At 51.0% G+C, this 17,167-nt stretch carries 23 protein-coding genes; 17 read left to right on the top strand and 6 right to left on the bottom strand.

What is annotated here, in order from left to right; all coding sequences use genetic code 11:
• Nucleotides 1–189 precede the first annotated feature (189 nt).
• Genes Q7J08_RS08120 through Q7J08_RS08105 form a run of 4 tightly spaced genes read left to right on the top strand, consistent with a single transcriptional unit; the run spans nt 190 to nt 3,803 of the window.
• The gene (locus tag Q7J08_RS08120; RefSeq protein ID WP_304911181.1) at nt 190–342 is read left to right on the top strand and encodes a hypothetical protein; all 153 of its coding nucleotides are present in this window, start codon (nt 190–192) and stop codon (nt 340–342) included.
• A gap of 8 nt (nt 343–350) precedes the next feature.
• Nucleotides 351–1,295: a ribonuclease H-like domain-containing protein gene (locus Q7J08_RS08115; RefSeq protein WP_304911180.1), complete on the top strand. Its 945-nt coding sequence runs from the start codon at nt 351–353 to the stop codon at nt 1,293–1,295.
• Entirely contained in the window at nt 1,288–3,495 is a 2,208-nt protein-coding gene (locus Q7J08_RS08110) for a DEAD/DEAH box helicase (RefSeq protein ID WP_304911179.1), read from the top strand. Before Q7J08_RS08115 ends, Q7J08_RS08110 begins: the two co-directional genes overlap by 8 nt.
• A 14-nt stretch (nt 3,496–3,509) precedes the next feature.
• Complete coding sequence (locus Q7J08_RS08105) at nt 3,510–3,803, top strand: hypothetical protein (protein ID WP_304911178.1); 294 nt, start codon at nt 3,510–3,512, stop codon at nt 3,801–3,803.
• A gap of 245 nt (nt 3,804–4,048) precedes the next feature.
• Here Q7J08_RS08105 and Q7J08_RS08100 read toward each other — a convergent pair whose 3' ends face one another.
• The gene (locus Q7J08_RS08100) at nt 4,049–4,615 is read right to left on the bottom strand and encodes a TATA-box-binding protein (protein WP_304911256.1); all 567 of its coding nucleotides are present in this window, start codon (nt 4,613–4,615) and stop codon (nt 4,049–4,051) included.
• 168 nt (nt 4,616–4,783) lie between these two features.
• Nucleotides 4,784–5,638 (bottom strand): pirin family protein, encoded by an 855-nt coding sequence (locus Q7J08_RS08095; RefSeq protein ID WP_304911177.1) that lies wholly within the window; start codon nt 5,636–5,638, stop codon nt 4,784–4,786.
• Between the two features lie 380 nt (nt 5,639–6,018).
• Here Q7J08_RS08095 and Q7J08_RS08090 point away from each other — a divergent pair, with 380 nt between their 5' ends.
• Nucleotides 6,019–6,654, top strand: coding sequence for a MarC family protein (locus Q7J08_RS08090; protein ID WP_304911176.1), 636 nt, complete (start codon nt 6,019–6,021; stop codon nt 6,652–6,654).
• 2 nt (nt 6,655–6,656) lie between these two features.
• The gene (locus Q7J08_RS08085) at nt 6,657–7,334 is read left to right on the top strand and encodes a hypothetical protein (RefSeq protein WP_304911175.1); all 678 of its coding nucleotides are present in this window, start codon (nt 6,657–6,659) and stop codon (nt 7,332–7,334) included.
• On the opposite strand, the gene tsaA is transcribed toward Q7J08_RS08085, so the two are convergent.
• Nucleotides 7,303–8,142, bottom strand: a complete 840-nt coding sequence (tsaA, locus tag Q7J08_RS09470) for a tRNA (N6-threonylcarbamoyladenosine(37)-N6)-methyltransferase TrmO (RefSeq protein WP_370651244.1) — start codon at nt 8,140–8,142, stop codon at nt 7,303–7,305. The genes Q7J08_RS08085 and tsaA overlap by 32 nt on opposite strands.
• 53 nt (nt 8,143–8,195) lie before the next feature.
• On the opposite strand from tsaA, the gene Q7J08_RS08070 reads away from it, so the two are divergent.
• Complete coding sequence (locus Q7J08_RS08070) at nt 8,196–8,654, top strand: YbhB/YbcL family Raf kinase inhibitor-like protein (protein ID WP_304911174.1); 459 nt, start codon at nt 8,196–8,198, stop codon at nt 8,652–8,654.
• Between the two features lie 87 nt (nt 8,655–8,741).
• On the opposite strand, the gene Q7J08_RS08065 is transcribed toward Q7J08_RS08070, so the two are convergent.
• Together Q7J08_RS08065 and Q7J08_RS08060 are read right to left on the bottom strand one after the other, a co-directional pair.
• A complete protein-coding gene (locus Q7J08_RS08065) occupies nt 8,742–9,311 on the bottom strand; it encodes a TATA-box-binding protein (RefSeq protein ID WP_304911173.1) in 570 nt (189 codons plus the stop codon).
• Between the two features lie 72 nt (nt 9,312–9,383).
• A complete protein-coding gene (locus Q7J08_RS08060) occupies nt 9,384–9,704 on the bottom strand; it encodes a transcription factor S (RefSeq protein WP_304911254.1) in 321 nt (106 codons plus the stop codon).
• A 102-nt stretch (nt 9,705–9,806) separates the two neighbouring features.
• Between Q7J08_RS08060 and artA the strand changes: the two genes are divergently transcribed.
• The 5 genes from artA to Q7J08_RS08035 are packed head-to-tail and all read left to right on the top strand — an operon-like array spanning nt 9,807 to nt 13,680.
• Nucleotides 9,807–10,661 (top strand): archaeosortase A, encoded by an 855-nt coding sequence (gene artA, locus Q7J08_RS08055; RefSeq protein ID WP_304911172.1) that lies wholly within the window; start codon nt 9,807–9,809, stop codon nt 10,659–10,661.
• Between the two features lie 2 nt (nt 10,662–10,663).
• Nucleotides 10,664–11,038: an HIT family protein gene (locus tag Q7J08_RS08050; protein WP_304911171.1), complete on the top strand. Its 375-nt coding sequence runs from the start codon at nt 10,664–10,666 to the stop codon at nt 11,036–11,038.
• 40 nt (nt 11,039–11,078) lie between these two features.
• Nucleotides 11,079–12,587: a homocysteine biosynthesis protein gene (locus tag Q7J08_RS08045; RefSeq protein WP_304911170.1), complete on the top strand. Its 1,509-nt coding sequence runs from the start codon at nt 11,079–11,081 to the stop codon at nt 12,585–12,587.
• Nucleotides 12,584–12,970 carry a 4Fe-4S binding protein gene (locus Q7J08_RS08040; RefSeq protein ID WP_304911169.1) on the top strand — a complete coding sequence of 129 codons (387 nt, stop codon included), beginning with the start codon at nt 12,584–12,586 and terminating at the stop codon, nt 12,968–12,970. Before Q7J08_RS08045 ends, Q7J08_RS08040 begins: the two co-directional genes overlap by 4 nt.
• Nucleotides 12,970–13,680: a UPF0280 family protein gene (locus tag Q7J08_RS08035; protein ID WP_304911168.1), complete on the top strand. Its 711-nt coding sequence runs from the start codon at nt 12,970–12,972 to the stop codon at nt 13,678–13,680. The genes Q7J08_RS08040 and Q7J08_RS08035 overlap by 1 nt, the downstream gene beginning before the upstream one ends.
• Here the strand turns inward: Q7J08_RS08035 and Q7J08_RS08030 are convergent.
• Entirely contained in the window at nt 13,677–14,084 is a 408-nt protein-coding gene (locus Q7J08_RS08030; protein ID WP_304911167.1) for a hypothetical protein, read from the bottom strand. The two genes, Q7J08_RS08035 and Q7J08_RS08030, sit on opposite strands and share 4 nt — an antisense overlap.
• 102 nt (nt 14,085–14,186) lie before the next feature.
• Here Q7J08_RS08030 and Q7J08_RS08025 point away from each other — a divergent pair, with 102 nt between their 5' ends.
• From Q7J08_RS08025 to Q7J08_RS08005, 5 genes are read left to right on the top strand one after another with little or no spacing between them, the layout of a single operon-like run.
• Nucleotides 14,187–14,417 carry a hypothetical protein gene (locus Q7J08_RS08025; RefSeq protein ID WP_304911166.1) on the top strand — a complete coding sequence of 77 codons (231 nt, stop codon included), beginning with the start codon at nt 14,187–14,189 and terminating at the stop codon, nt 14,415–14,417.
• Nucleotides 14,414–14,965 (top strand): tRNA (cytidine(56)-2'-O)-methyltransferase, encoded by a 552-nt coding sequence (locus Q7J08_RS08020; RefSeq protein WP_304911165.1) that lies wholly within the window; start codon nt 14,414–14,416, stop codon nt 14,963–14,965. Before Q7J08_RS08025 ends, Q7J08_RS08020 begins: the two co-directional genes overlap by 4 nt.
• On the top strand, nt 14,962–16,035 hold the full coding sequence (locus Q7J08_RS08015; protein WP_304911164.1) for an ATP-grasp domain-containing protein: 1,074 nt from the start codon (nt 14,962–14,964) through the stop codon (nt 16,033–16,035). The genes Q7J08_RS08020 and Q7J08_RS08015 overlap by 4 nt, the downstream gene beginning before the upstream one ends.
• Nucleotides 16,032–16,667: a TFIIB-type zinc ribbon-containing protein gene (locus Q7J08_RS08010; RefSeq protein WP_304911163.1), complete on the top strand. Its 636-nt coding sequence runs from the start codon at nt 16,032–16,034 to the stop codon at nt 16,665–16,667. Before Q7J08_RS08015 ends, Q7J08_RS08010 begins: the two co-directional genes overlap by 4 nt.
• Nucleotides 16,660–17,139, top strand: coding sequence for an HDIG domain-containing metalloprotein (locus Q7J08_RS08005; protein ID WP_304911162.1), 480 nt, complete (start codon nt 16,660–16,662; stop codon nt 17,137–17,139). The genes Q7J08_RS08010 and Q7J08_RS08005 overlap by 8 nt, the downstream gene beginning before the upstream one ends.
• The last annotated feature ends 28 nt before the right edge of the window (nt 17,140–17,167 follow it).

The following is a 17,167-nucleotide window of genomic DNA, read 5'->3' as shown; positions in this document are numbered from 1 at the left end:
GAGTAAAGATAAAACCACAATATATCTCAGCTCATCTCGATTTTTTGCACACGATTCCAAACCAATATTGAGCTTAGATTTTGAAAATAACTAAAAATTATTCTATTTTATAACATTTTTAAATGAGGGAGGAGGCATTATCGCACCGCGCGGTTTGGGATATATATACTCTGGAGTTGATTTTTGTTTATGACGAGTATTGCTTTAAACTCAATCGCAAAACGTGCAGAAGGATACACCGTAGTTCAGAGAAAAAACCAGCTCTCCAAACTCTGCTGGTTTGCATCAGACAACAGTGAACATGCACTCTCAACAAAAGATCAGAACTACCTTATTTGCTGATCCCCTTCATGCAGGTCCTCAGTAAGGAATTCGTACAAAGTGTATTTCTGAAAACAGAAACACGTGGGAGGGGAAATGCAGAGATCCCCGGTACCTTTGAGATAGATACACCTGATGGTACGTGTCTTTCGAGGGAAACTACCCGGATCTACCCGGATTATCTCATTTCAGAAGAGAGGATTCGCGAACGGTGTATGTGTGAACTGACATTGGTGCCCGGGATAGGTCCAAGACGTGCTTATGAGTACCGAAGAAAAGGCGTGGTGAATCTTACCGACCTAAGACATACCTGCCGGCGGGAATCTGCATTTGAAATCGCAGATGTTATCGAGAATGGGAATCCTGGAGACATTTTCAGGATCTTTCAGGATGCTCACAGAGGAAATGATCCACTATTACTGGGTTTTTCCCATGCACTTCCGAAAGAAGATCTTCTGTATTTCGATATAGAGACACTTGGCATGTTTCAGTCCCCGATCATCCTTTTCGGGTGCGGTGTCTGGAAAGGGAACGAACTTACCGTTACTCAGTATCTTCTCCGTGATATCGAAGACGAACCTGCTGCTCTCTATCTGACCGGTCAGGCTTTTCGAAAACATGCCCATGTCGTCACCTATAATGGGAAAGGGTTTGATGTGCCGTATCTGAATAATCGTCTATCCTATTATGGCGAGCGAACGGTCTGTCCTGATCTGCATTTTGATCTTTTGTATCCCACCAGAAGACTTTACGGAGCTGATATTCCTGACTGTTGTTTAGGTACTGTTGAAAAGTTTGTTCTTCACACGCCAAGATCGAACGATCTGCCGGGATATCTGGTCCCCGCTTATTATCAGAATTATCTCCGCACCAGAGACCCGTCAATTCTCACGCCGATCATGAAACATAATGAACTCGATGTTGCAAATCTCGCTCTGCTTCTCCGAACTGAATGTGAGACCATCTATGGATGACAAAAATATGTATATAAAATACGAAGAGGCACAAGTTCCAAAATATCAGATACCGAAATCTCCGATTTCCGAAAAGATCACACGGTATCTTACAGAGAGAAACATCAGGCTCTACGCTCATCAGGCAGAAACATTTGACCAGGTATCGAACGGAAAAAATGTGATCATCACAACGCCGACCGCTTCGGGGAAGACCCTTGCCTACTCCCTTCCCATTCTGGAAAGACTCGTCACTGATCCAGATGCGACCGCATTGTTCATCTATCCGACAAAAGCCCTAACTCGCGATCAGCTGCTCTTCTTTACAGAATTTGACTCTGCTCTTCATGCAAAAACAAAACCGGCGATCTATGACGGCGATACAAAACAGGAGCTTCGGCCAAAGATCCGTACAGACTCGCGCATCATTCTCACAAATATGTATGAACTTCATCATATCCTTGGATGGCGAGCCAAATGGGGTGATTTTTGGACAAATCTCTCATTTGTAGTTGTTGACGAGGCACACAGATACCGGGGTATTTTTGGATCCAACACGGCCCTTCTCTTGAGAAGACTGCGGCGTGTCTGCAATTTTTACGATGCAGACCCACAGTTCATTTTATCATCGGCAACTCTGGGGGATCCGGTGTCATTTGCAGAAACCTTGACCGGTCTGCCGTCTGTGGAGATCAGCAGTGACGGATCACCGCGTGCAAAACGGATCTTCCGGATCTACTCTCCCGAAAACAAAAGCAGTATCTCTGCTACCGCCGAACTGGTTAGTTCCCAAATTAAAGCCGGAATGCAGACATTGTGCTTCACCCGTTCAAGAAATGCTGCAGAGATTACAGCCATGCGATGCCGCGAGGAGCAGCCTGCTGGAAATATTGCCTCCTATCGCGGAGGATATCGTCCGGCTGAACGAAAAGAGATCGAAGCAAGGCTCAAAACAGGGAACGTATCCGGGGTCATCAGTACCAACGCTTTGGAGGTCGGCATTGATGTGGGCGGTCTGGACTCCGTCGTCATCAGTGGATTTCCAGGATCTATGATCTCTGTTCTTCAGCAGGCTGGACGCGCAGGAAGAAACGGACAAGACGCAGTCATTACATTTGTTGCCGGACAAAATCCGATCGATCAGTATTATGCCAGAAACCCTGAGGCATTTTTTGATGCCCCGCGCGAACAGGCAATCCTTGGCATCGAAAATCCCTATATTCTCTCCTCTCATCTCCAGTGTGCCGCAGCCGAACTCCCGTACAAGCCCGAGCGTGACCAGAAATACTTCGGGGATGCTGCTGCTGATTTAATCACCGTTCTCAAAAACGAACATCTCGTTTCCAGCACCTCGAAAGGATATGTTTACTGCGGCGTGGAAAATCCTGCACAGAACACACCGTTCTTTGGGATAATAGGAAAAACCTGGTCAGTACTTAACGGGAAAACCATTCTTGAAACCATGGATGAAAATCAGGCATACAGGGAAGCATATCCGGGCGCAGTCATCTTTCATCAGGGTGAACGTTATCGTGTGGAAACCATCGAACCTGAACATCGCCTCATCAGAGTCAGAAAAACATCAGATCTCTATCACACGAGACCGATTTCAATGACGGAAATCACCATCACTGCAAAAGAAAAAACCAGAAGACACAATGATCTTCAGGTAAATTACGGCGAAGTTATGGTCTCATCCCAGATCCTTGGCTACTCAGAGATTGAGTATGATCAGATCATAGCAGCACATGAACTGTCTGTGTCCCCGCGGAGATTTACCACGAAAGCCTGCTGGATAACCATTGACGAAGAATGCGGCATCAAACCGGAAGCGTTCGCCGGTTCGCTTCACGGTGTTGAACATGCTCTGATTGCCGCGATGCCGCATTATGTCCTTTGTGACAGAGCCGATATAGGCGGGGTATCCACGCCGTTCCACAGCGATACTGCCGCCCCCACGATCTTCATCTATGACGGAGTTGCCGGCGGCATAGGTCTTGCAGAAAAAGCAACGGAGATTTTCCCGGATATACTCACATTTGCCCGTGAGATAGTAACAGGATGCCCCTGTAAAAATGGCTGTCCTTCCTGCATCCACTCACCTAAATGCGGAAATAACAACCAGCCTCTGGACAAAACCGGCACGGTCTTCCTTCTGGGACACCTCGAACGCGAATCCAAAAAACCGTCGTCTATAAATAATTCTGATGTAAATTCTTAATATAGGTTTAAACCATGAAAATCGAGCATATTGGTGTATCTTCCGCAGCATTTGTTGTGGGAGGAGTTTTAGCTGTCCTCTGGGCGATCCTTGGAATTATCAAAGGTGTCCTGCTGATGTTTAATCTTCAGTTTGACATAGGATTCACACTTGGATTTGGTCTTGGTGTTGTTGATATCCTCGCCTACTTCATCGTTTACGCACTCGCAGGATTTATCGTCGGCATGATTGTCGGGGCAATTTCCGCAATTGCCTACAACAAAACTGTCAAACTCTTCGGCGGACTTGATATCTCACTGAAAGAATAAAAATCCAGATCAACTCATTTTTATTTATCTGAAAAAGCTATTTTTGAGTTATTCAACAAAAATATCCCAGGCATATCTATCTATAAGTCACTGGTTTTTCTTAAAATACGAGATATGGTCGAATTATCATAGAATAAATCAATCCAAGGCACACTGAGAAAAATATAAGATATAAGGCAGGCATCTCTGAATTGAAATCCCCCTAAAATTAAGATGTATGTGAGAATCTCACAGAGGATGATTGATTATTTTTGTTCTGTCAGGACATCCTTGAGGCTTTCTTCAAGGAAGTCAAGACCTCTTCGGACATCATCAAGATTCTTGCCGCCGGTCAGGATGATCTTTCCGGACGAGAAGAGGAGTGCCACGATTTTTGGATCTTTGATCCGGTATACGAGACCTGGGAATTGTTCCGGCTCATACTCGATCGCTTCGAGAGAAAGGGTCGCGACAACACGGTTGAGATTGATGAACCGGCCGATGTCGTAGGAACATACTATGTTGGTCACGGCAACCCGGGGGACATCCAGCACTTTGACGCCGGCTTCTTTCAGAGAGGCAAGCACCTTTGCGAGACCCTCATCGAGCGCTGCTTCATTTCTGATTCCGGTAAGCACAACTTTTCCTGAGGAGAAGATGAGCGATGCCATTTTCGGATTGTCTATACGATACACTGCACCGGGGAAACGTTTTGTATTGAGTTCACACCCGTCAATTTTTTCAGATATCTCTGCAAGATCAATCGCTTCGGCGATTACACCGGAGGCGACGATATTTTCAATCTTCAGAGAGGCGTATGTTTTCCCATCCATCTTTAATAAATGGAGCATGGAGGAGCATAATACTTCGCGTTAGTGACAGGGATGCTTTCCCTGAAATATCCTCGTCTGTTTTGGAAAATCGGCGGGCACATACCTGCATATTACGGAAAAAAAATAGTTTGGACCCGGGTGTTCTGTCGGGAAACCCTGTCCCTCTTTCTACGTTGGATCATGATACGACCGGCGTTCCTCAACATGCCCGTCGATGTACTTTGCGAACCGGTTCTCGCCGATGTCATGGACCGGGTCGGGGGCGTCCCACGGCCATCCGCCGAATCCGGTCTGCCGGTAGTCCCGGTAGGCATCCTGGATCTCTTCAGAGGTGTTCATGACAAACGGCCCGTACTTCGCGATCGGTTCATTGATCGGTTCGCCTTCGAGGAGAAGAAGGAAACACTGGGCGTTCCCGGCCTGTATCCGGAGATCCCTATCCCCGGCGAGTACTGCCCGTGTATAGGGGAGGATCTCCTTTCCGCTGATCCTGATCTTATCCCCTTCGTAGAAGTACAGGTTCCGGGAGATCGTTGGCGTAACGGCCGGGATCCGGATCTCGGCTCCCGGATCCATCCGGATGAGGAGGATCCGGACATGGTTGTTCGGGTCGTTTGCCCATGAGGCGGGTGAGGGGGCTGGCGCTTTTGCTCCGTCCCACTCACCGGCGATCAGCCGGACCGTGCTCGCCCGCCCATGGGCGTCCGTGGAGGTCAGGACGGGTATATCCTCGGCCCAGAGCATGCGGTAATGCGGCTGTGCGAATTTATCTTTAGCCGGAAGATTCAGCCATATCTGGAAAAGTTCAAGCGGGTTCTCCTGGTCCTGATGCACGAGCGGAAACATCTCCGCATGCTGACAGCCGCTCCCGGCGGTCATCCACTGAACATCGCCGTTACAGTATCTCCCCGCGGCCCCGAGCGAATCTGCATGGTCCACATATCCCTGAAGAGTGACCGTGATCGTCTCAAATCCCCGGTGGGGATGTTTTGGGAATCCCGGGATCCGCTGGCCGTGATACATCCGAAATCCGTTTTTTTATGATAAAATCGTTTCCCAGATTCCGACCAGAGAGCGTGACTGCCGGTCCGAGATCCCGTTCCCCTTTTGGATACCTGTCCTTATGATGCGCACAGAATAGAAACGGGTTTTCCGTCTCAAACGGAAATCCGAGTTTCTCAATACGGATATCTTCTTTCTCTGCCATTTCCATTAATCAGAATACAACTCCCCCATCTATTTTATATCTGTGGGAGACGGCAGGCGCTTTCCCTCACCAACTGCGGGAGAAGAGGTATATGGTTTTTTTCGACCCCGGATCTTGACTCAGGTTTCATCATGATTCCTGCAGAAAAGTCAGTCATGCCGAGGTATAATATGCGGGAACGCTCAATACTACTTATATGCTCGAACTACTGGTGACCGTCATATCTGCCGCGTTTACCCTGATCATTATTCTGGATCCTCTCCTCTCGGTCTCGATGTTCATCAACCTGACCCGGGATCTCCAAAAACCCGAGATGATCAGGCAGGCGTTCGTTGCAACCGGAGTTGCCGGCGCTCTAATGCTGACATTTCTGATATTCAATAATATTTTGTTCGATATGCTCGGCATCGAGCTGGAGAGTTTCAAGGTCGCCGGAGGTATAATCCTCTTTATTCTCGGTCTGCAGATCGTTCTTGGCCTGGACATCGGCGGCTCCTCGGCAGGACACAAAAATCTGGAGAGTTCGGATCGGATCGGGAAGAAGTCGATGGCCGGCGTCATCATCGGCACGCCGGTGATGTGCGGGCCGGGAACGATCACGACAGTGATGATCCTTGGGGCGCAGAACGGTATTCTTCTGACCCTCGTCGCGGTGCTCCTTGCCCTGTTTTGTATCTGGCTGATCCTGATCTTCTCGGCGCAGATCAAGAAACTGCTCGGGGAAACCGTGCTCGTGATCCTCTCCAAGATCGTCGGTCTTCTTCTGACGGCGATCGCCGTACACACGATCTGGACCGGTATCCTCGGACTGATCGCCATCTCGGTCATCTGATCATGGTGATGTTCAGCCCCTCACTGACGGAGTTCCTCGTTTTTGATCTGGAGGCATTCGTGCCGCCGGCTGACCGGAGGAAACGGACCGGCGCCTCCCTTGCCGTAAATGCATTTCGCGAAGGCCATACTCTCCTCGGCGGCGTGGTCTACGGCAGCCGCCCGATCGCCGGCGAGGTTGTTCATAACTACACGCATCATTGGATGTGGCGTGAGGGCGGCGAAAGAGAGGTGGTGACTTCTCTTTATCAGGTTTTTGCGAATATGTGGGCCAATGTCAAAGACAAGAAGATGATCCAGGCAGATCCTGTTGTCTGCGGGGTCGGGATCTCGACCTTTGATATGCCGTTTCTGCTCGCGAAATGTCTTCAGTATCAGGTGGCTCCCCTGGAGGAGATCTACAACACGATCGGCAAGTGCCGGGTCGTTGATCTTTCCGTTGCGGGGATCGGTTTTATTCCGACACAGAATCCTATCCTGCATCCCTGCTCGCACAATCAGCTGGCCGATGCACTGCTCCCGGAACGGGAGAGGAAACCGACTGGAAAAAAGGTGTGGGAGATGATGGACGCGAAGGATTACGGGGCAGTCGAACGTCGGTGCGAATCCGAGGTCAGGGAGATGGTGGAGATCGCGAACCGAATGCTGCTCAGCTGTCGATATCCCCGTAATACGGTTTGATGTCGAGGACCGGCGTGGTGTCAAGCGCCTCGAGTCCCTTGACGGTGAGGACGAGGTCATTTATGCTGATGATCGTAACGAGGGTCAGGGAGATCGGATTTGGCCTGACCGGGGCACGTGTCGAGAAAACGCCGCGCATCTCGCCTTTCCCGTGACCATGCGGTTTTACTTTGAGGATGTCGCGTTCCGCCCGGTCGAACCAGCAGAGGATGAAGACTTTGTCCCCGGCGGCAAGACCAAAGAGACCATCCCGGTATTTTTCATAGATCGTGATCCTGCTTGGTTTGTCGGTGAAGATCCCTTGTCTGGGCGCATCCTCGGGATTGGTGAACGGCGAGTGAACGATACCTATCGGCACGCACTCAATCTTTTTTTGGACCGGCGCTGGTTTCTGTGAGAGAAGGTCCAGTGCATTATTGCATAACCAGTCGCATGAACCCACATAGGCATTCTCCCGCGGGACATGGGTGTAGTTCACCGAGGCAAACACCGATGCCAGCTCTTTTGCCTTTTCATACAGCGGGCGAAGATCCTCCGACCTGACCGCATATCTCCCAGTCATCTGGGAGATCATCAGATTACTGTCCGAGAAGACCTCGACCCGGGTCTCTTTCGGGGTGCAAAACCGTGCTGCCCGCCGGAGAGCAGCATTCAGTGCCGAGTATTCGGCAACATTATTGGTCGCCCGTCCAAGTGTGAGGACATCAGATTCCAGTACTTCATCTCCCCGTAAAATCAGCCAGGCGGAGGCGGCCTGTCCCGGGTTTCCCCGGCTTGCTCCATCGGTGTAGATCGTCAACTGGTCCATGGAATAGTAACTCGACCTAAACTTTAATTAATTTGCCTGTCTGAGTATACTTCATGGACCCTATTACTATTCATTTAGGAAAACAAGGCCTGACTCCGTCGAGTACGTTTGCCGGCGGGAACATCTCCCCGAAGATCGAACTCATGGGTGTCCCTAAGGATGTCCAGTATGTGGCAATGATCGTCCAGGATAAATCCGGTGTAGAGGCCTACAAATGTCTCTGGTCTATCTGGAATATTCCGTCGGTTGGGTACATCTCTCCCGGATATGATGCAGGACCGGCGCCGAAGTTCCCGTTCCCTGCTGTCCAGGGGATGAACGATTTCGGCGAGCATGCCTGGCATGGTCCGTCTCCGGGACTCGGCACGACAGACAGACTTCTGTTCCAGGTGTTTGGCAGGGCTGAGCCGCTGATCATCTCGGCGAATGCAAAGATGGATGAGGTCATCGGGGCACTTCGCGACGGCAAGACCACCGCCCACGGCAGTCTTGAGGTCATCTATCAGGGATAAGGATCCCTATATTTTTTTTCTCCGCATCCGCTTTCATCAGCGGCACGGAAAATCTTGAAAAAAGATTTGTTGAAGGTCGTTATTGGATTATTCTATCTGTAGAAGTTTCAAAGCGATCAGATCTTCATAGATCTTCTTGACCGCACGCTGTGCATCGACCGTTTTCTTCCCGCCGGTGATGATCAGTTTTCCCGAACCGAAGAGCAGAACGACCACCTTCGGATCGTCGAGCCTGTACACGAGTCCCGGAAACTGCTCGGGTTCATACTCGATCTTGTCGAGATTGAAACTCATGGCGATCTTGTTCAGATTGATGCGGCTTCCCAGATCCGCTGAAGTGACGATGTTCTGTACGGTGTATGTCGGGTTATCCAGGATATCGATTTTCAGATCCTTTAAAAGCGTGACGAGATATTCCAGTCCTTTGGTAAGATTCTCAAGACTTTTTGCCCCGGTCAGAACAACTTTACCTGATCCGAAAACCAGTGCGGCTATTTTCGGGTTCTGCATACGTAGAACTACCCCCGGGAAACGCTGTTTATTATATTCCGCTCCCGGAATCTGGGCAGCGAGCGCCACCAGGTCCAGACTGTCATTCACCTTAGTTGATGCGACAATATTCTCAATCTTCAGTGAGTCTTCGGGAAGGTTTGACATATTTATAAGATATTACAGGTAAGTATATAAATACTCGTGTCGCCTGCTTAAAAAAGGAGAGAAGAAACCTGATCAGTCGTATTCACGCCAGGTGTGTTTGCATTTCGTGCAACGGAAGAATCTGACCTCAGACTCATCAGCACTGCGTAACTGGCGGAGCCACCACTCAGCAAGATTGTGACCACAGTTCGGACATTTGATCGCAATAGTAGGTTTCGTTCCGATATCCGCGCCCTCTTCCACAATCAGAATGTCATTTTCCTGCATGTACGCAACTTTTTTCATCTGCTCCTTATTTTCGGCGGTGATGGTTTCGGTATATCCACATTTAGAACAGCATAACAGACCGTCCTTCGTTTTCATCAGCTTCCCGCAAGTTGGGCAGAACATCATAGACTTTACTATTGGTTTTACCAAGTTAAATACTCTTATGGATGGGGATAAACTCCCTGGCAAACCCATTTATCCAACTGGCTCCAATCAATAAGCATCTACATGCTGGATACTTTGATTTTCTGTGCACTTACCGTCAGTCTGATTGCATTTGTTCTCACGCTGATTCCGGGAAAATATGATAAATACACCGCGGTCGTCGGCTGGATCATGCTGGAATTCAGTTTCCTTCTGATGCTTCCGTCCCTCCTCGAAGAGGGGAACTTCTTCTATCCGATGCTCGCCATCGTAGGAATACCGCTCATATATATTACCGTAAAACGCCTGCTCGTCCGGGATCTGCGGATCCTTAGGCTCACCTATGCCGCCGCAATCGCCGGGATCATATATGCTCCGTTTGCGATGTTCACTGTTCTCGGCAACTGGCTTATCTCAGTGGTGGTTTTCTGTATCAGGTGGGTATTCGATCTGATCGGTTTCCAATACACCATGGCGGCCTGGGACATGTTCGAGTCGGTATGGGTTATCCCGGGTCAGACATACGGCTATATGGATCAGATCATTCTCGGATGTACCGGGATAACGGCGATCGCGATCCTCCTCGGCGTGATCGCTCTCACGAAGACCTCCTGGAAACAGAAGATCGGTCTGACCCTCCTTGTCTTGGTGCCGATCTTCATCATCAACATCTTCAGAAACGTGTTTGTGATCATGGCATACTTTTCGCAGTGGTTCCCCTGGTACGAGGATGTATTTTCCCATCCGACGATCCCCGGGTATGCAAGTTTTTTCTGGTCCCACAATGTCATCTGCGAAGGGGCGGCGTTCCTTCTTATCCTCCTGATCGCCTACCTCCTGTTCCGGTCCTCACCCGGATTGATCAGCAATATCCAGGAGATCCTGCTAGTCTACAGAGATGATCTCAGGTCGATGCTCGGTAAAGGACCGCGGACATAACTATGGAATGTCCGTTCTGCACAGACAAACCCTGCTTATTCGGGAATGCCCTCGCCTATGTAAAATGGGATCTCTACCCAGTCTCACCGGGTCATGTCCTGATCATTCCCCGTCGGCATATCTCCTCCTGGTTCGATCTTACTTCCGAGGAGCATGCGGCCGTAAGTGAACTGATTGGGCTTGCGAGAGAGCATCTGGACGCTGTGTACTCGCCTGCGGGATACAATATCGGGGTGAACTGCGGGGTGGCCGCCGGTCAGACCGTGATGCATGCTCATCTGCATCTCATCCCAAGGTATACAGGAGATGTTCCCAATCCCCGCGGGGGAATACGGGCCGTAATTCGGGCAAAACAGGATTATCCACACATAGAATAACGCGATTTATATAGGATGAGCGGGATTAAATATTATTTATATGTACAAATCCATCGACGAAATAAATGAGCGTATTCGTGATGGAAGTGTCCGTGTGGTCAGCGCTGAAGAGATGCCGAATATCGTCGACGAACTCGGCGTTACCGGGGCACTTCGTGACGTAGATGTGGTCACCACCGGTACTTTCGGCGCGATGTGCTCGTCAGGCGCTTTTCTAAACTTTGGGCATTCTGAGATACCGATCAGAATGGAGAAGATGTGGCTGAACAATGTCGAGGCATATGCGGGTATCGCGGCCGTTGACTGTTTTATCGGGGCAACTCAGGAATCCACCACTCGGCACTCAGAGTACGGCGGGGCACATGTGATAGAGGATCTGATCGCCGGAAAGTCCGTAGAACTTCATGCACGGGCAAAGGGGACCGACTGTTATCCCAGAACATCTATAACGAATGAGTTTACTCTGCAGGAACTGAATCAGGCCATCATGCTCAACCCGAGAAACTCATATCAATCCTATAATGCTGCCACCAATATGAGCGATCAGGCAATAAAGACCTATATGGGATTCCTTCTCCCCTCTCACCGGAATATCACGTATTCGGGAGCCGGCTGCCTCTCCCCCCTCGCAAATGATCCGACCCTTTCCGTCATCGGTTCCGGCACCCCGATCTTTATCGGCGGGGCGAACGGTGTCGTTGTCGGGGAGGGCACACAGTCCTCCCCGGGAGCCGGGTTTGGGACACTCATGACCTCCGGTAATATGAAGGAGATGTCATCTGATTACATCCGTGCCGCTACCATGACCGGATACGGCGTGACAATGTACGTCGGCGTAGGCATCCCGATCCCTCTCTTAAATGAGGAGATCGTCAGGCACACTGCGGTCCGCGACGAGGATCTGAAAACGAACATCGTCGATTACGGTACGCCGTTCAGGGACAGACCTGTGATCCGGGAGGTCACATATGCCCAGCTCAAGAGCGGGTCGGTCGAGATCGACGGCGAGGAAGTGCGCTGCTCCCCTCTCTCGAGTTATAAGAAGGCACGTGAAGTCGCGGCCGAACTGAAGACACGTATAGAAACAGGGTCCTTCACCATGGCCCTCGCTACCCGACCGATCGATTCCCATAAGATAAACAAGCCCATGGCGGAGAAGGGATATGTCTGCCATGTCAACGAGATGATGGTCTCAACGTTCGTCACCATTACGGGTGAGGAAAGCGTTAAAGAAGCTGCCAAACGGCTGCTGAAAGGCGAAACGAACCATCTCCCGGTGATCGATTCGGAAAACAGGCTGATCGGTATCGTTACGACCTATGATGTCTCCAAAGCCTTCGCAAAGGATGAACAGGATATGTCCGTCTCTGAGATCATGACCAAGAACGTCATCACCATCGCCCCGGACGCCCCGGTCGATTTTGCCGCACGCACCCTTCAGCAGCACAATATCGGTGCCTTAGTGGTGATCGACTCGTCCAGGCATATCCTGGGCATGCTCAACTCGTATGATCTTGGTGATCTTGTCGGCGGGAGGGGACGAAGATGAAATTGATGGTCGAGTTTGACTCCGACGGAGTCCAGTATCCAAATATCGCCGCGGCCATACTCAGGTCTGGCGTGATGGTGAATGTTGAACGTGCATTGATCGACGGGGACGAGGGTTGGGCCCTTCTTGACGTTGATGACAAGGATGCAGACATGTTCATCACCGCCCTCTCCAGAAAAGGCGTGTCTATCCGTATCCAGAAGGACGCGGTTTCTCACAACCGTACGGACTGTGTTGACTGCGGACTGTGCATCAGTATCTGTCAAAAGCAGGTCTTCTCCTTCGATGAAAACTGGCAGCTTGTCGTCGATTCTGAGCGGTGTGTCCTCTGCGGCAGATGTGCCACCTACTGCCCTCAGCGTGCGTTGAGTATCCAGAAGTAATGTTCCGCGAACACTTCGCGTACCGCGAAACGATCACCACGATCCTTGCCGACGATGCTTTGCACATCGAAGCGGCAAAGGACGGGATGATCGCGGCACGGACCGGTCTTGAGCATTATCTCACGACCGACCCTTTTTTTCAGATGAGTTATGGTCCAGTTCCGGCATCAGACGGTGCGTCGGAATCGGTCAGGCAGATGGCTGATGCCTCGTTCGAGGCGGATGTCGGTCCGATGGCGGCCGTCGCGGCCACGATCGGATGGGCGGGCGTTCGGGCGATGCGGGATGCCGGGGCTTCATTCGGTCTGATCGACAACGGCGGGGATATCGTGCTGTTTTCGGACCGTGATCTTCGGGTCGGTATCTACGCTGGCTCTGCCCCTTCTTCGGGAAAGTTTGCCTTTATCGTGCCTCCGCAGACCGAGATACTTGGTATCTGTACCTCCTCCGCGACTGTTGGGCCTTCGGTCTCGTTTGGGACCGCGGATTCGGTGACCTGTTTTTCCCATGATCCTGCAAAGGCGGATGCCTGGGCCACGGGTCTTTGTAATATCCTCACGCCGGAAAACTTTGACGAGGTCATGAAAAAAGTTGAGGGGTCATCGGTCTTCGCCGTGTATGCCGTGATCGGGGAATGGATCGGGCGGTGGGGGGATCTGCCCAGGATCGTTCCTGCGGATGTCAGGTATGATCTGATCACGAAAGGTTAGGCACACTGCTCTTTTGCACACTTCACCGCTTCCCGGTAAGCGCCGGGACCGGAGAAGGCTTTGAGAAACTTCTCTCCATTCCAGACCGCGATGAAAAACAGGTTCGTTTTTTTGTCAAACCCGAAGACGATGTCGGCGAGCTCCACATTTCCGATCTTGATCCCGCGGGGGATCATTGAGGAAGGCTGGAGCAGGAGAAGTTCATAGATATCGATCTCCGGCTCTTCTTCAAATGCGTAAATGTAGGTCTGCAGGGCATTGGTAAGATCAGACGTACAGAGCAGGACCGCCGTCTCTTTTGGTAGTTGGCGGAGCAGATCCGCGAGTCTGAAGTCATCGTCCCCCGATGCTTCATACAGTTCATCGGCAAGAGAGTCAAGCCCGGAGTTGGAGGTGTACGCCATATAATGTACTTTTCTGTTGTGTGAATCAATAAAGTATAATGTCTCTCTCCTCCAACTTGTTAGGACATGAGAAATGAGGACGTGGACTGGGCCCTATATCATATGATCCCTGATAATGGAACGCCGACGATCACCGAACTGGTGGAACGATCGTGTCTTTCCGTAGATGAAGTCAGGGCTTCCCTTGCACGGCTCGAGAAAGCCGGTCTAATCTATGTAAAATGTGAGAATGTCTGCCCCCTCTCTCTCAACGATATGTTCATGATGAACGAAATCAGGAACACCCCCTCGGATATCTACATCGAAAACGGCGTTATCAAGGTAAGAAAATGAATCTCAAACCCGAATCCTATATCCTCAGAATAGGTCACCGACCCGAACGGGATCAGCGTGTCACCACCCATGTCGGATTAAGTTCCCGCGCTCTCGGGGCAAGCGGCATGTATCTTGCAGCCGATGATGCGAAGGTTGCCGGCAGTATCACTGATGTTGCAACAAGATTCGGCGGGACATTCTTCTGCGAAAACAATGTCAAATGGAAGTCCTGTATCACACAGTTCAAAAAGAACGGCGGAAAGGTTGTCCACCTAACGATGTACGGTCTTCGACTCCAGGACGTCATTGCCGATATAAGAAAGGAGGAGAAGGTCATGATCGTCGTCGGTGCGGAAAAGGTCCCGGGCGATCTCTACGAGCTTGCCGACTACAATGTGGCAGTCGCGAACCAGCCTCACTCCGAGATCTCTGCTCTTGCCCTTTGTCTCGATCATCTGTATGAAGGAAAGGAGCTGGACCTGGCTTTCCCGGATGCCGAGCTTGAAGTCCTGCCGACGAAGATCGGCAAAACCACGATCAAACACGAGCACGAAGAAAACCTATGAAGAGTATTCTTGTCGCTGGATATACTACCCGCCACGTTGCCGCCTCGGCAGCCCGTGCAGGGTATGATGTCTATGCCGTAGACCATTTCTGCGATCAGGATCTTATCTGGTGCACGAAGGATCATCTTGCTTTCGATGAATTGAACGAACTGCCGTTTGCAGTTGAAGAGATGCTCGATGCTCATGATATCGATCATGTCGTGACCACATCTGGGGCCGAACTTCTGCCTGTGCGTGACAGGCTCGGAACCCCCGTGAATGTTGCCGAACGATTCATGGATAAGGGAAAGACCCAGGATTTCTTCGAGGAGATCGGTGTGCCGGTCCCCCGGAGACTTGGTCCCGGGGAGTATCCGGCAATGATGAAGACCCTCTCCGGTGCAGGCGGATGGCGGAACGCCTGTGTGCATTCGGATGAGGAACGCGAGGCATGGGAGGAGTTCGTGGAGCATCTCCCCTCTATGGCGCAGGAACCCATCTCAGGTCAACCGGCAAGCGTCTCGTGCCTCGGCACCGGGGACGCTGCTATGGCTCTTTGTGCAAACGAGCAGATCCTCCGGGGCGGGGATACCTGTGCCTATGCATTCTCCGGCTCACTCACTCCCTGCAGACATCCTCTTGCAGACCGGATGATGGAGCTTGCGGAGAAGATCGTTGCTGCAAGCGGCTGTGTGGGGTCGGTTGGGGTGGACTTTGTGTTGACCGATGATGAGGCCTACGCGATCGAAATAAATCCGCGGTTCCAGGGCACCGTTGAGACGGTCGAGAGAGCGCTCGGCGTGAATCTCTTCTCCCTGCACGCAGATGCATGCAGAGGCGTCCTGCCAAAGAAACGGCCGGAACCAGCATGTTTTGCGGTCCGGCGTATCCTTGCCGCACCCCGGGATATCACGATCCAAAAAGAGATGTCCGCTTTACGTGAGACGATCACCGACATTCCGCATCCAGGCACATCATTTGAAGAGGGTGAGGTGATGTTTTCCGTGACCGGTTCCGGGGCGACCCGCGAGGATGCCTTCTCCTCACTGGATAAACATATTAGGGATGCACTACAATTTACTAAGGAATGACGGTCATCACAGAAGAGCAACTCGGGAATCCGGCAATCTATCAATATCTGTTGAAACTCGTCGGTGAAGAGGGTCTTGAACTCCTTCGCCGCTGGTCAAGCGTGGAATACACGCGCAGGTGGATGGAGGGAAAGCTGAGCAGTGAAGATCTCAAGGCATCCGACAGAGTAAGGTTCACGGCTGAGATCAAGCATTCCGATGAGGAGCTTATCAGTGCGGAACGTAGCGACGAAGAGATCGCTGAACTCACCGGCATCAATCTGAACTCGGTTCGCCACACTCTCTATAACTTATACGAACACCGTCTTGCTGAATATCGCAGGATCAAAAACAATGAGACCGGCTGGCTCACGTATCTTTGGCTGATGCGTATGGATCATATGAGCATGGTCCTGCGTAACGAGATGGAAGTCGCGGCAGGGAAACTTGCGGGACGGCTGAGATATGACGAGGCGAATGACTTCTATCAGTGCAAAAACTGCGGAATCACGACGACCTTCAACAACGCGATGACGACCAACTTCTCCTGTTCTCAGTGCGGGACCATGCTGGTGCATTTTGATGACGATCTTATCGTTGCTGCACTGAAAAAACGCCTGGCCAAGATGCAGAACGCACTGGATAATGCCTGAATATTCTCTCACTCTTTTTTCCGCCGGCTGTGACGCCGGGGTCGTTTCTCACTGTGCAAAAGTTGCTGAGGTCGCCGCACGCTATACTGGCGAGTCTGTCGATCCTGATCTGGTATATGCCGGGGCAATGCTGCATGATATCGGGAGGTCAAAGACTCACTCAATCGAACATGCCGGAAAAGGGGCAAAGATCTGCCGCCGCCTGGACCTTTCCGAGGAGATCGTCAACATTGTCGGGCGGCATACGGGCGCTGGTCTGACCGAAGACGAATCCGTTCTTTTGGGTCTGCCCCCTATTTCTGCGATGCCTGAGACACTTGAGGAGAAGATCGTCGCACACGCGGACAATCTGGTGAAAAGTTCCCGTGAGGTCACGATCTATCACCGCATGATGCAGATCGCCGATCTGCCTGCCCGTTCGAAACGAAATATCTGGCGTCTTTCAATAGAAGTCGAACTGCTCGCCGAATGATTTTTTTCTGATCAGTGCGATATCTTTA

This window comes from Methanocorpusculum sp., assembly GCF_030655665.1.
In the GTDB taxonomy this organism is placed as follows: Archaea; Halobacteriota; Methanomicrobia; order Methanomicrobiales; family Methanocorpusculaceae; genus Methanocorpusculum.
Note: the sequence above shows the minus strand (reverse complement) of the source record. Positions and strands in the feature narration are given on the sequence as shown.

Bases quoted from the DNA above. Each gene is read 5' to 3' on its own strand.
- Q7J08_RS08120 (WP_304911181.1), top strand. From the start codon at position 190: ATGACGAGTATTGCTTTAAACTCAATCGCAAAACGTGCAGAAGGATAC.
- Q7J08_RS08115 (WP_304911180.1), top strand. From the start codon at position 351: ATGCAGGTCCTCAGTAAGGAATTCGTACAAAGTGTATTTCTGAAAACA.
- Q7J08_RS08110 (WP_304911179.1), top strand. From the start codon at position 1,288: ATGGATGACAAAAATATGTATATAAAATACGAAGAGGCACAAGTTCCA.
- Q7J08_RS08105 (WP_304911178.1), top strand. From the start codon at position 3,510: ATGAAAATCGAGCATATTGGTGTATCTTCCGCAGCATTTGTTGTGGGA.
- Q7J08_RS08100 (WP_304911256.1), bottom strand. From the start codon at position 4,615: ATGGATGGGAAAACATACGCCTCTCTGAAGATTGAAAATATCGTCGCC.
- Q7J08_RS08095 (WP_304911177.1), bottom strand. From the start codon at position 5,638: ATGTATCACGGCCAGCGGATCCCGGGATTCCCAAAACATCCCCACCGG.
- Q7J08_RS08090 (WP_304911176.1), top strand. From the start codon at position 6,019: ATGCTCGAACTACTGGTGACCGTCATATCTGCCGCGTTTACCCTGATC.
- Q7J08_RS08085 (WP_304911175.1), top strand. From the start codon at position 6,657: ATGGTGATGTTCAGCCCCTCACTGACGGAGTTCCTCGTTTTTGATCTG.
- tsaA (WP_370651244.1), bottom strand. From the start codon at position 8,142: ATGGACCAGTTGACGATCTACACCGATGGAGCAAGCCGGGGAAACCCG.
- Q7J08_RS08070 (WP_304911174.1), top strand. From the start codon at position 8,196: ATGGACCCTATTACTATTCATTTAGGAAAACAAGGCCTGACTCCGTCG.
- Q7J08_RS08065 (WP_304911173.1), bottom strand. From the start codon at position 9,311: ATGTCAAACCTTCCCGAAGACTCACTGAAGATTGAGAATATTGTCGCA.
- Q7J08_RS08060 (WP_304911254.1), bottom strand. From the start codon at position 9,704: ATGATGTTCTGCCCAACTTGCGGGAAGCTGATGAAAACGAAGGACGGT.
- artA (WP_304911172.1), top strand. From the start codon at position 9,807: ATGCTGGATACTTTGATTTTCTGTGCACTTACCGTCAGTCTGATTGCA.
- Q7J08_RS08050 (WP_304911171.1), top strand. From the start codon at position 10,664: ATGGAATGTCCGTTCTGCACAGACAAACCCTGCTTATTCGGGAATGCC.
- Q7J08_RS08045 (WP_304911170.1), top strand. From the start codon at position 11,079: ATGTACAAATCCATCGACGAAATAAATGAGCGTATTCGTGATGGAAGT.
- Q7J08_RS08040 (WP_304911169.1), top strand. From the start codon at position 12,584: ATGAAATTGATGGTCGAGTTTGACTCCGACGGAGTCCAGTATCCAAAT.
- Q7J08_RS08035 (WP_304911168.1), top strand. From the start codon at position 12,970: ATGTTCCGCGAACACTTCGCGTACCGCGAAACGATCACCACGATCCTT.
- Q7J08_RS08030 (WP_304911167.1), bottom strand. From the start codon at position 14,084: ATGGCGTACACCTCCAACTCCGGGCTTGACTCTCTTGCCGATGAACTG.
- Q7J08_RS08025 (WP_304911166.1), top strand. From the start codon at position 14,187: ATGATCCCTGATAATGGAACGCCGACGATCACCGAACTGGTGGAACGA.
- Q7J08_RS08020 (WP_304911165.1), top strand. From the start codon at position 14,414: ATGAATCTCAAACCCGAATCCTATATCCTCAGAATAGGTCACCGACCC.
- Q7J08_RS08015 (WP_304911164.1), top strand. From the start codon at position 14,962: ATGAAGAGTATTCTTGTCGCTGGATATACTACCCGCCACGTTGCCGCC.
- Q7J08_RS08010 (WP_304911163.1), top strand. From the start codon at position 16,032: ATGACGGTCATCACAGAAGAGCAACTCGGGAATCCGGCAATCTATCAA.
- Q7J08_RS08005 (WP_304911162.1), top strand. From the start codon at position 16,660: ATGCCTGAATATTCTCTCACTCTTTTTTCCGCCGGCTGTGACGCCGGG.